At 75.6% G+C, this 11,579-nt stretch carries 7 protein-coding genes; 5 read left to right on the forward strand and 2 right to left on the reverse strand.

Features of this window, described 5'->3' with window-relative positions:
• Positions 1–2: 2 nt before the first annotated feature.
• Positions 3–3,836: a type VII secretion protein EccCa gene (gene eccCa, locus J2S41_RS35240; RefSeq protein WP_310374546.1), complete on the reverse strand. Its 3,834-nt coding sequence runs from the start codon at positions 3,834–3,836 to the stop codon at positions 3–5.
• Between the two features lie 92 nt (positions 3,837–3,928).
• Between eccCa and eccD the strand changes: the two genes are divergently transcribed.
• Complete coding sequence (gene eccD, locus J2S41_RS35245) at positions 3,929–5,332, forward strand: type VII secretion integral membrane protein EccD (RefSeq protein ID WP_310374548.1); 1,404 nt, start codon at positions 3,929–3,931, stop codon at positions 5,330–5,332.
• 54 nt (positions 5,333–5,386) lie between these two features.
• Here eccD and J2S41_RS35250 read toward each other — a convergent pair whose 3' ends face one another.
• Positions 5,387–5,893, reverse strand: a complete 507-nt coding sequence (locus J2S41_RS35250; protein ID WP_310374550.1) for an inorganic diphosphatase — start codon at positions 5,891–5,893, stop codon at positions 5,387–5,389.
• 756 nt (positions 5,894–6,649) lie between these two features.
• Between J2S41_RS35250 and dacB the strand changes: the two genes are divergently transcribed.
• The 4 genes from dacB to hpt all read left to right on the forward strand — a co-directional run bounded on the left by dacB (position 6,650) and on the right by hpt (position 11,324).
• Positions 6,650–8,392 carry a D-alanyl-D-alanine carboxypeptidase/D-alanyl-D-alanine endopeptidase gene (dacB, locus tag J2S41_RS35255; RefSeq protein WP_374728301.1) on the forward strand — a complete coding sequence of 581 codons (1,743 nt, stop codon included), beginning with the start codon at positions 6,650–6,652 and terminating at the stop codon, positions 8,390–8,392.
• Positions 8,393–8,441: 49 nt separating this feature from the next.
• Positions 8,442–9,539: an Rv3626c family coenzyme F420 biosynthesis-associated protein gene (locus J2S41_RS35260; RefSeq protein ID WP_310374551.1), complete on the forward strand. Its 1,098-nt coding sequence runs from the start codon at positions 8,442–8,444 to the stop codon at positions 9,537–9,539.
• A gap of 17 nt (positions 9,540–9,556) precedes the next feature.
• Positions 9,557–10,588 (forward strand): tRNA lysidine(34) synthetase TilS, encoded by a 1,032-nt coding sequence (tilS, locus tag J2S41_RS35265; protein ID WP_310374553.1) that lies wholly within the window; start codon positions 9,557–9,559, stop codon positions 10,586–10,588.
• 160 nt (positions 10,589–10,748) lie between these two features.
• The gene (gene hpt / locus J2S41_RS35270) at positions 10,749–11,324 is read left to right on the forward strand and encodes a hypoxanthine phosphoribosyltransferase (RefSeq protein WP_310374556.1); all 576 of its coding nucleotides are present in this window, start codon (positions 10,749–10,751) and stop codon (positions 11,322–11,324) included.
• Positions 11,325–11,579: the final 255 nt, after the last annotated feature.

Consider the following 11,579-nt stretch of genomic DNA (forward strand, 5'->3'; position numbering starts at 1 on the left):
ATTCACGCGGGATCGGACGGTGGCAGATAGGCGACCTGCACGAGGCGTATACCCTCGCGCCGCGTCTTCAACTGTCCCCGGCCGGGCGGCATCGCCGTAGGGCGCACATCACCCAGCAACGGGCCGTCCTCGCGGTTGCCGGACATCACCAGCCCGGGCGCGGACAGCTCGCGCAGCTGCGTCAGGACCGGGTCGTACGCGCGGCCGGCACCACCGGACCGGCGCGCCAGCACCAGGTGCAGCCCGATGTCGCGGGCCTGCGGCAGCAGCTCGGCCAGCGGTTGCAGCGGACCCGACGCGCCACCGGCCAACTCGTAGTCGTCGACCAGCACGAACAGCTCCGGGCCGGTCCACCACGAGCGGTCGCGCAACTGCCGGGCGGTCACGTCCGCGCCGGGCAGCCGCCGGCGCAGTGACTCGGCCGCGCCCTCGACCATGGTCCGCGCGGCCGCGGCGGTGGAGGCGTGCCCGAGCAGGTGGTCGGTCTCCACGGCGCCGAGCAGCGTACGGCGGAAGTCCACGATGACCAGCCGGGCCTCCGCCGGCGCGAACCGCGTGGTGATCGTGGTGACCAGCGCGCGCAGGAACGACGTCTTGCCGCACTCACCGTCGCCGAAGAGCAGGAAGTGCGGATCGGCCGCGAAGTCCAGCACGGCCGGGGAGAGGTCGGTCTCCACCACGCCGACCGGCAGCCGCAGCCCGGTCTCGCGCACGTCCCGTACCGCCGCGTAGGGCAGTTCGGCCGGGAGCCGGCGCACCGGCGGCGCCGGCGGCCCGGTCCACGCCTTCGCGATCTCCTCCGGCGCGACGCCGGGCAGCGCGACCAGCAGGTGCATCGACTCCGCGGTGATGCCCCGGCCGGGCGCACCGGCCGACACGTTCGCGGCGGAGCGGCGGGAGACCGTGGAGTCGGCCGGGTCGCCCAGGCGCAGCTCCAGGCGGGCGCCGAGCAGGTCGCGGAACGCCGGGCGAAGGTCCATCCAGCGGCCCGCGGAGACGACCACGTGCACGCCGTACGACAGCCCGCGCTGCGCCACCTCGACCACCAGTGGCTCCAGGTCGTCGAAGTCGGCGCGCAGCGTCGCCCAGCCGTCCACCACCAGGAACACGTCGCCGTACGGATCGTCCTCCACCTCACCGGACGCGCGCCGGGCCCGGTAGTCGGCCATGCCGTCCACGCCCAGCGCCGCGAACCGGGCCTCCCGCTCGGTGAGCAGCGCCCGCACCTCGCCGACCGTGCGCCGCACGCCCACCGGGTCCAGCCGCCCGGCCACGCCGCCGACGTGCGGGAGCCGCTGCGCCTGGGCCAGCGAACCGCCGCCGAAGTCCAGGCAGTAGATCTGCGTCTCCTCCGGCGTGTGGGTCAGCGCCAGCGCGGTGATCAGCGTGCGCAGCGCGGTGGACTTGCCGCTGCGCGGGCCGCCGGCGACCGCGACGTGCCCGGCCGCGCCGGCGAGGTCCAGCCACAGCGTCTCCCGGCGCTGGTCCAGCGGCCGGTCCACCACCGCGACCGGCACGCGCAACGCGCCGCGCAGCGCCGGGTCGGCCACGGTCAGGCCGCGGCGCGGGTCCACGTGGACCGGCCCGAGCAGCTCGGCGAGGGGTGGCGCGTCGCCGAGCGGCGGCAGCCACACCCGGTGCGCGGCCGGCCCGGCGCCCTCCAGCGCGTCCACCATCAGGTCGAGCAGGCTTCTGGTGGCCGGCTCGCGTGCGATCTGCGCGCGCGGGCGCGGCACCCGCGGCGCCGCCACCGTGCCGGTGGTGTACGGCACCACCCGGGCCGTGGGCGCCGGCTCGGCGACCGGTGGCCCGGCCGCGGGCCGGTACGGCCCGGAGGCGTACGCGGCCCGGAACCGCACCAGCGGCTCGGTGCCGAACCGCAGGTAGCCGTGGCCGGGCGAGCGCGGCAGCTCGAACGCGTCCGGCACGCCCAGCACCGCGCGGGACTCCAGCGAGGAGAACGTGCGCAGCCCGATCCGGTACGACAGGTGCGTGTCCAGCCCGCGCAGCCGCCCCTCCTCCAGCCGCTGGCTGGCCAGTAGCAGGTGCACGCCGAGCGACCGCCCCACCCGGCCGATCTGCACGAACAGGTCGATGAAGTCCGGCTTCGCGGAGAGCAGCTCGGAGAACTCGTCGCACACGATCAGCAGCGAGGGCAGCGGCGCGAGCGCGGCGCCGGCGGCGCGGGCCCGGTCGTACTCGCGCAGGCTCGGGATGTTCCCGCTGCGCCGCAGCAACTCCTGGCGGCGCAGCAGCTCTCCGTTGATCGCGTCGACCATGCGGTCCACCAGCGGCAACTCGTCCGCGAGGTTCGTGATCACCGCAGCCGTGTGCGGCAGCCGGTCCAGCGACGCGAACGTGGCGCCGCCCTTGAAGTCCACCAGCACGAAGTTGAGCGTCTCCGACGAGTGCTCCGCGGCCAGCCCCAGCACCAGCGTGCGCAGCAGCTCCGACTTGCCGGAGCCGGTCGCGCCGATCAGCAGCCCGTGCGGGCCCATGCCGTCCTGCGCGGACTCCTTCAGGTCCAGCTCCACCGGGCGGCCGTCGGCGCCCACGCCGATCGGCACGCGCAGCCGGTCGCGCGGCGGCCGGGGCCGCGACCAGCGCTCGGCCGGACGCAGCCGCGCGGGGTCGCCCAGCCCGAGCAGTTCCGCCAGTCCGGCCTCCGCGCCGCTCTCCCCGGTGCGTGGCGCCTCCACGGCCGCGAGCCGCAGCGGTGCCAGCCGGCGCGCGACCGCCTCCGCCTCGGCCACGGTCAGCGAGTCCGGCACGCCCACCTCGGTCTCCGACTCGGTGGTACGGCTGATCAGCCGCCGGCCGCCGGTCAGCACCAGCGTGGCGCGGTCCGGGCTGCGCGGCGGCGGCGTGTCCAGGTCCAGCACGGTCACGCCGGAGCCGGCCGGCCGGGCCGCTCCCGCCTGATCGGCGCCGTCCAGCACCAGGACCAGCTGGGCCCGGTCGGTACGGTCGGCGAGCAACGGCTCCAACTCCGCCAGCGCCGGCGCGACCAGCCGGAGCGGGCCGGCCGCGTCCGTCCGGGTGCGGTGCAGCGCGTGCGGCAGCCACTTCACCCACTCCCAGTCCGCGCGCCGGTCCGGCCCGGCGCAGACCGCGATCACCAGGTCGTCCGGCGCGTGGAAGACCGCGAGCTGGGCCAGCATCGCGCGGGCCACGCCGGGCGCGCCGCGCAGGTGGATGCGGCCGAACGCGCGCAGCGACACCGCCACCGGCAGGTCGGGCACCAGGGAGTACGCGTCCAGGAACCGGCGCAGCGCGCCCGCGCACATCGGCTCCAGCTCGGCCAGCGGCCTGGTCACCGGCGGCACCAGCGGCGTGGCCAGCGCCTGCGGCCCGAGCGCCACCCGCACGATGCCGAAGTCCGGATCGGACGCGCGCCGCTCCCACAGCCGGTGGCTGTCCACCGTGGACCACAGCCGGTCCGGGTCGGGGTGCCGGTAGCGCAGGCCGTCCCGCTGCGCCAGCGCGGTCTGCCGGGCGCGGCGGCGCAGCGCGGCCAGCCGGCGAAGGTACTCCCGGCGCGCGGCGGCGACCTCCGCGCGCGTGGGCTGGCCGGCGCCGCCCCAACTGGTCACCAGCATCGCCAGCGAGGAGACGCCGAAGAGCGCGCCGACCACGTACGAGTAGGTGCCGCCGCCGCGGCCGAACATCATCGCCATCGCGACCGAGCCGCCCAGCATCGGCAGCGCGGTCATCAGCGTCCGCCATCGCCCGCCGGTCGGCTCCGGCAGCTCCGGCGGCGCGTCCACGACCAGCTCACCGGCGGGTATCTCGGGCGCCGCGCGACGCGGCGGACGCCGCACGATCACGGTCGCCAACAGAAACTCCTCGATGGTACGGACTGCGACGCGCCGCTCATCCTAGGTAAGGTGCCATGGTTTCGCAGCCCGCCGGAGTGAGGGGGACGTCGATGGGTGCCGGTCTCGCGCGCGTCACGATCGCCGCCCCGCGCCGCCGCGTCGACCTGGCGCTGCCGGACCAGATCCCGCTCGCCGAGCTGCTGCCCGACCTGCTCCGGCATGCCGGTGAGTCGCTGGCCGACGAGGGCGAGCGGCACGGCGGCTGGCTGCTGCGCCGGCCGGACGGCGCGCCGCTGCTCGGTGGCCGCCCGCTGCGCGCGCAGGGCATCCGGGACGGGGAGATCCTGCACCTCACGCCGGCCCGCGTGCGGTGGCCGGAGCCGGAGTACGACGACGTGGTGGACGTGATCGCGGGCGCGCCACGGCGGACCGGCCCGTGGTCCCCGGCCGCGACCCGGCTGGCGACCCGCGCGGCGGCCGTGGCGCTGATGCCGTCCGCGTTGCCGCCGCTGCTGCTCGCGCCGCCGTCCCCGGCCGGCGCGTACGCCGCGGCAGCGCTCGCCGTCGCGCTGCTGCTGGCCGCGGTGACCGCGTCCCGTGCGTACGGCGACGCCGGCACCGCCGCGGTGCTCGGCGCGCTGTCGATCCCGTTCGCCGGGGCGGCCGGCGCGCTGCTCACCGCGCTGGACCGGCCGGCACCGCCCGGCTTCCCGGGCTGGTGGGGCACGCCGGAGACGCTGGTCGCCGCGGTCGCGGTGCTGCTCGCCGCGCTGATCGCCGCGGCCGGCACGGCGGTGCACCCGCGGGTGCCGGTCGCGTTCGCGTCCGCGGCGGTGCAGGCCGTTCCCGCCGCCGCGCTGGCGCTGGTGGTGCCGCCGGTGCACGCGGCCGCGGTGCTGGTCACGGCCGCGGCCTGCACGCTCGGGCTGCTCCCGCTGGCCGCGATCCGGCTCGGGCGGCTGCCGATCCCGGCGATCGCGCTGCCCGCGCCGGTCCCGGATCCGGACGACCCGGGCCGGGACGGGCTGGCGGAGGCGCGCCGGCGACCGCCGCGCGCGGCCGTGCTGGCGGCGCTGAGCAGGACCGACGAGTTCCTCACCGGGCTGCTCGCCGGGCACGCCCTGGTGATCACGGTGGCCGCGCCGGTTCTGGCGCTGCACGGCGGTGCGGTGGCGCGTGTGCTGGCCGGCGCGGTCGCGGTGAGCCTGCTGCTGCGCACCCGCGTGTTCGGCACGGCGCACCACCGCGTGCCGCTGCTCGCGGCCGGCGTCGTCACGCTCGCGGTGCTCGCGTTCACGGTGTCCGTGGCGGTGCCCTCGCCGCTGCTCACGGTGCTGCCGGCGGCGGTGGCGGTGGCCGTGCTGGCGGCCGGCGCCGCCTGGTCGCGGCGCCCGCCGTCGCTCTACCTGGCCCGGGGCGCCGAGCTGCTGGACACGCTGGCGCTGGTCTCGCTCATCCCGCTGGCCTGCGTGATCCTCGGCCTCTACGCGAACCTGCGGAACCTCAACGGCTGAGAACGGGAAAGCGCGCCGGACCGGGGTCCGGCGCGCTCACGTCAGCGACCGTCGTCAGTGGGCGTCGTCGCCCAGCTCGAGGGCCCGCTGGTGACGCAGGATCGAGTTGCGGACCTCCTGCTCGGCCTCCACCCGGCCGGTCCAGGTCGCGCCCTCGACGGACTTGCCCGGCTCGAGGTCCTTGTACACGGTGAAGAAGTGCTGGATCTCCATCCGGTCGAACTCGCCCAGGTGGTGGATGTCCCGCAGGTGCTCCTGACGCGGGTCCTCGAACGGCACGCAGAGGACCTTGTCGTCGCCGCCCATCTCGTCCTTCATCCGGTACATGCCGATCGCGCGGCACCGGATGAGGCAGCCCGGGAACGTCGGCTCCTGCACCAGCACGAGCGCGTCCAGCGGGTCGCCGTCCTCGCCCAGGGTGCCCTCGATGAAGCCGTAGTCCGCCGGGTATTGAGTCGCGGTGAAGAGCGTGCGGTCCAGCCGGATGCGACCGGTCTTGTGGTCCACCTCGTACTTGTTGCGGTGACCCTTGGGGATCTCAACCGTAACGTCGAAATCCATACTCACGCTCCCTCGTTCGCCCACGCTGGCTAACGGAACTCGCACAGCTCACGCCACACCCCGGGCACGGCATATGCAGTCTCGGACCCCGTTAGTCTCCTCTAAAGCGGCGGGCGAGGACGAGGAGGGGCCGGGATGGGGAGGCAAGATTCACACAACGGCAACGAAAACGGTGATCAGCACCGGGACGGGCCGGGCTCGGACCCGTCCAGCCCGGCGGACAAAAGCGACATAACCTCCGGCGCGAATGTCACCGAGAATACCCAGGTATCCGCCACACCCGCCTCGGACCAGCCGGAACGCGCCGGCGCGCCGCATTCCACGCCGCCTGAACCCGCAGCCCCGCACCGTCCGGCCCCGAATCCGCCGTCCTCCGCGCCCGCCATCCCATCATCCGGACCTTCGGTCCCAGAAACCAAAACCCAGACCACGCCGGGGTACGCCGAGCAGCCGCGTCGCGCCGACCGGCCGCCCGCGCTCCGGCCGCCCGCGACCATCCGCCCCACGCTGTCGCACCCCGGCGGAACCCGGGAGAAGCCGTCCCCGACCCCCTCTCCGACCCCGCGTACCCCGGCATCGGGATCTCCGGCTTCGGACCGTGCGCCGGCGCAACGTCCGCAGGACGATCAGGCGACCGTGGTGATGCCGCGCGTGGAGAGGGCGCCGGACGGCGGGTCCGGGACGCCGGGACGCTCGCAGGACGCGGGTGGGCAGCCGCAGCGACCGGTGCCGCAGGACGATCAGGCGACCGTGGTGATGCCGCGTGCGACGCAGGCCGGGCCGGCCGGTAGTGCGGCGGTCGGGGTGGCGGGTGCGGCGTCGCCCCGTCCCGCGCCGGTCAACGCCGCGGGCGCGGCCCCGGCGGCCGGGGGTGACGCCGGGGCGCGCGGGAGTGCGGTGGTGTCGCCCGCGGCGTCGGTGGGTGGGCGCGCGACGGTGGGCGGCGGTGGAGCGCCGGGCGGGCCGTCGGGGGTCTCGGTCGTACCGGCTGATGGTCTTGAGAAGGACGGCGGGGCGGGAGCGGCCGGCGCGGCCGGTGGCGGTGCGGAAGCGGCGCCGTGGCGGTCGCGGAAGGTGCTGATCGGGGCCGGGGCGGCGGTGCTGGCGCTGGTGGTGTTGGGCGTGGCGGTGCTGGCCGGGCGGCCGGAGCCGGCGGAGGAGCCGGTGGCCGCGCCGAGCGCGGCGCGGAGCACGGAGCCGGCGCCGCGGCCGGTGCTGGTGGCGAACACGGACCAGGCGCCGATGCCGACCGCCGCGGGCGTGGCGGCCGCGATCGCGCCGCTGGTCACCCGCGGTGACCTGGGGCCGGGACTGCACGTGTCCGTGGTGGACGTGGCGACCGGGACCGAGCTGTACGGGTACGAGCAGACCGAGCCGGCCACGCCGGCCTCGACGACGAAGCTGGTCACGGCCGCGGCGGCGCTGGCGGCGCGCGGGGCCGGCTACCGCATCCCGACGCGCGTGGTGGCCGGTTCCGCGCCCGGCGAGGTGGTGCTGATCGGCGGCGGCGATCCGACGCTGGCGATCGGCGAGACCGCGGCCTACGACGGCGCGGCGCGACTGGACACGCTGGCGGAGCAGGTGAAGCGGGCGCTGGGCGGCGCGCCGGTGTCCCGGGTGACCGTGGACTCGTCGCTGTTCACCGGCCCGCTGACCGCGCCGGGCTGGGACTCGGACGCGGTGTCGTCCGGGTACGGCGCGCCGATCACCGCGCTGATGACGGACGGCGCCCGGGTCAACCCGAAGGCGACCGGCGGTGCGCGGCGCCACGCCGCGCCGGACCTGGCGGCGGGTAAGGCGTTCGCGGCGCTGCTGGGGACGAATGTGACGGTGGGGCGCGGCGCGAGCCCGAAACCGGGCACGCCCGCGCCCGCGGCGTCGAGCGCGCCGGCGGCGGCCGGCCCGGTGCCGGGGACCGAGCTCGGCCGCGTCGAGTCGCCGATCATGTTGCGGCTGGTCGAGGTGATGCTGACCGAGAGCGACAACGTGGTGGCCGAGGCGCTGGCGCGGCAGGTGGCGATCGCGGTCGGCCGCCCGGCCTCGTTCGAGGGCGGCGCGTCCGCCACCCGCGAGCTGATCGCCGGGTACGGGCTGCCGGTGGACGGGTTCGGGCTGACCGACGGCAGCGGGCTGTCCCGGGACAACGGGATCAGCCCGGCGCTGCTGACCTCGCTGGTCCGGCTGGCCGGGGACGGCTCGCACCCGGAACTGGGCGCGCTCTTCTCCGGGCTGCCGGTGGGCGGCTGGTCGGGCACGCTGGACACCCGGTTCCGGGACCCCGCGCCGCCGGAGTCGCGCGGCGGCGCCGGATCGGTGCGGGCCAAGACCGGGTCGCTGGACGGCGTCACCGCGCTGGCCGGCGTGCTCACCACCGCGGACGGGCGGCTGCTGGCGTTCGCGCTGCTGGCGGACGAGGTGCCGTACCGGACGGTGAGCCCGTGGCAGGCCGAGTGGAAACTGGACCGGATCGCGTCGGAGCTCGCCGCCTGCGGCTGCTAGCCGACGCGGGTACGGGTCGTGCTGGTGATGCGCGGGTACGTTGGATTTCATGACGCAGTTCGTGGACTGGGATCTGGCCGCCGCCACCGCGGGTGCTCTGGGCAAGTCCGGGCCACGGGTGACCTATGACGAGGCCGCCGCGGTCGTCGCGGACCTGCGGCGGCTCACCGACGAGGCCGCGGGGCACGTCGCGGCGTACACCGGGCTGACGTCCCGGGTCGACCACCCGCCGGTGCGGATCGTGGACCGGCGGGACTGGGCCCAGGTCAACATCGAGGGCCTGCGCACCGTGATCGCGCCGCTGCTCGGCCGGCTGACCGGCGACCGGACGCCGAGCGCGTTCGCGGACGCGATCGGTTCCCGGGTGACCGCGGTGCAGGCCGGCGGCGTGCTGGCCTACCTGTCCGGGCGGGTGCTCGGGCAGTACGAGGTGTTCTCCGGCGAGCACGGCCGGCTGCTGCTGGTCGCGCCGAACATCGTGGAGATCGAGCGGAAGCTCGGCGCCGACCCGCGCGACTTCCGGCTGTGGGTGGCGCTGCACGAGGTGACGCACCGGACGCAGTTCACGGCCGTGCCGTGGATGCGCGGCTACTTCCTCGACCAGGTGCGCGCGTTCGTGGACGCGTCCCAGTCCGCGGAGGACCCGCTGGTGGAGCGGCTGCGCCGGGCGGTCGGCACGCTGTCCGACGCGGTGCGCGACCCGGAGAGCCGGTCGTCCGTGCTGGACCTGGTGCAGACGCCCGCGCAGAAGGAGGTGCTGGACCGGCTGACCGCGCTGATGACGCTGCTGGAGGGCCACGCCGAGTTCGTGATGGACGGCGTCGGGCCGGAGGTGATCCCGAGCGTGGAGACGATCCGCGCCCGGTTCAACCGGCGTCGCGAGGCGGGCAACCCGCTGGAGAAGGCGGTCCGCCGGCTGCTCGGCGTGGACGTGAAGATGCGGCAGTACGCGGAGGGCCGCAAGTTCGTGCACGGCGTGGTGGAACGGGTCGGCATGGCCGGCTTCAACGAGATCTTCCGGTCGCCGGAGACGTTGCCGCTGGTGTCCGAGCTGAGCGATCCGGATGCCTGGGTGAGCCGGGTGCGCCCGGCGCCCCCGACGCCCGCCCGCGAGTCCGGCCCGGCCTCCCCGCCGGACGGCGACTGACCGGTTAGCGTTTTTCCATGGCTCGGATCGCGCCGCCGGTCGCGGAGATGCGGGTGGCGGTGCGTCGCGCCCTGACCGGCTTTCCCCCCGACGGACTGGTGCTCACGGCCTGCTCCGGCGGCGCCGACTCGCTCGCGCTGGCCGCGGCCGTGGCGTTCGTCGCACCGCGGCTCGGCCTGCGCGCCGGGCTGGTCACGGTCGACCACCGGCTCCAGGACGGCTCCGCCGACCGCGCCGCCGCCGTGGCCCGGTGGGCGGGCGAGGCCGGACTGGACCCGGTCGAGGTCGCGGCCGTGACGGTCGCGGGCCGGCCCGGAGGCCCGGAGGCGGCCGCGCGGGAGGCCCGCTACGCCGCGCTGGCCGACGCCGCACGCCGGCACGGCGCCGCCGCGGTGCTGGTCGGGCACACCCGGGACGACCAGGCCGAGACCGTGCTGCTCGCGCTCGCGCGCGGTGCCGGGATAAAGGGCCTGGCCGGGATGCGCGAGCGCCGGCCGCTGCCCGGCGCGGACGACGTGCTGCTGGTACGCCCGCTGCTGGAGATCACCCGGGAGCAGACGCACAAGGCCTGCGTGGCACTCGGCCTGCACCCGTGGTCCGACCCGCACAACGCCGACCCGGCGTACGCGCGCAGCCGGGTCCGGGCCGACGCGCTCCCCGCCCTGGTCGCCGCGCTCGGCCCGCGGGTGGTCGGCAACCTGGCGCGCACGGCCGGGCTGCTGGCGGCGGACGCGGCCGCGCTGGACGGGCTGGCCAGGACCGCGCTGGCCGAGGCGCGGCGCGGCGGCCCCGGCGGCGGCGCGCTGCGGGTGCGGAGCCTGTCCGGGCTGGACCCGGCGATACGCAGCCGCGTGCTGCACCTGTGGGCGCGCGAGCTCGGCGCGCCGGGCACCGCGCTGTCCCAGCGGCACGTGTCCGCGCTGGACGCGCTGGTGGTGGACTGGCACGGGCAGGGGTCGGCCTACCTCCCGGGGGGGATCGCGGTACGCCGTTCCGGTGACGCGCTGGCGGCCGTGACCACCGACACAGAAGTGGATCAAACCGGGTGATCGACGGCGTGCCTCCCGCGTACCAGCGCCGGGTTTGTGGGTTTCACGGGTTTTCTGTCCGTATGTCATGCGGAGAACGTGACCGTTCCACGCCTGAATGCGCCCGGAAACGCCCGGGCCGGGCGACGGGTCGTAACCTTCATGCGGCAGGCTAGGAACCATGGCTGACGGGTCCTGGTACGACGCCGACATCGAGCGCGTGATCATCTCTGAGCAGCAGATCCGGGACAAGGTCGCGGAGCTGGCCAAGCAGGTCTCCGCCGACCACGCCGACGCGCCGGACGGCGTGCTGCTGGTCTGCGTGCTGAAGGGCGCCGTGATGTTCATGGCCGACTTCGCGCGTGAGCTGGGCCGGCTCGGCCCGTCCAGCGAGATGGAGTTCATGGCGGTCTCCTCCTACGGGCAGGGCACCACCTCGTCCGGCGTGGTCCGCATCCTCAAGGACCTGGACCGCGACATCGCCGGCCGGCACGTGATCGTGGTCGAGGACATCGTCGACTCCGGCCTCACGCTCTCCTGGCTGCTGAAGTACCTGGAGTCGCGCGGTGCCGCCGCGATCGACGTGGTCGCGCTGTTCCGCAAGCCGGAGGCGGTCAAGGTCCCGGTCGACGTGCGCTACGTCGGGTTCGACATCCCGAGCGAGTTCGTGGTCGGCTACGGCCTGGACTTCGCGGAGCGGTACCGCGAGCTGCCGTACGTCGGTGTGCTCAAGCCCGAGGTGTACGCGCGCGGCTGAGTGGCCGATTACGCCCTGAGCTGAGTCGTGTCGGTGGGGTGAAGCTTCAGCGCACTCTCAGAAAACCGGACTACCGTGCTGATCGGCGCGCGTGGGCGCGCTGCGGGAACCGGGTATTCACGGGGCTCGCAACCTCACCCGTCGCACCTACGGTGTACCGTCGAATGACCGATGGCGCCGCCCGCCGGCGTCCGCGGTTGTCACGGCGCCTCCCTGGGTAGGGAGGACGCGGGGGCAGCGTTGGTGGTAGACAAG

Source organism: Catenuloplanes atrovinosus, from assembly GCF_031458235.1.
Lineage (GTDB): Bacteria > Actinomycetota > Actinomycetes > Mycobacteriales > Micromonosporaceae > Catenuloplanes > Catenuloplanes atrovinosus.

Bases quoted from the DNA above. Each gene is read 5' to 3' on its own strand.
- eccD (WP_310374548.1), top strand. From the start codon at position 3,929: ATGGGTGCCGGTCTCGCGCGCGTCACGATCGCCGCCCCGCGCCGCCGC.
- J2S41_RS35250 (WP_310374550.1), bottom strand. From the start codon at position 5,893: ATGGATTTCGACGTTACGGTTGAGATCCCCAAGGGTCACCGCAACAAG.
- dacB (WP_374728301.1), top strand. From the start codon at position 6,650: ATGCCGCGTGCGACGCAGGCCGGGCCGGCCGGTAGTGCGGCGGTCGGG.
- J2S41_RS35260 (WP_310374551.1), top strand. From the start codon at position 8,442: ATGACGCAGTTCGTGGACTGGGATCTGGCCGCCGCCACCGCGGGTGCT.
- tilS (WP_310374553.1), top strand. From the start codon at position 9,557: ATGGCTCGGATCGCGCCGCCGGTCGCGGAGATGCGGGTGGCGGTGCGT.
- hpt (WP_310374556.1), top strand. From the start codon at position 10,749: ATGGCTGACGGGTCCTGGTACGACGCCGACATCGAGCGCGTGATCATC.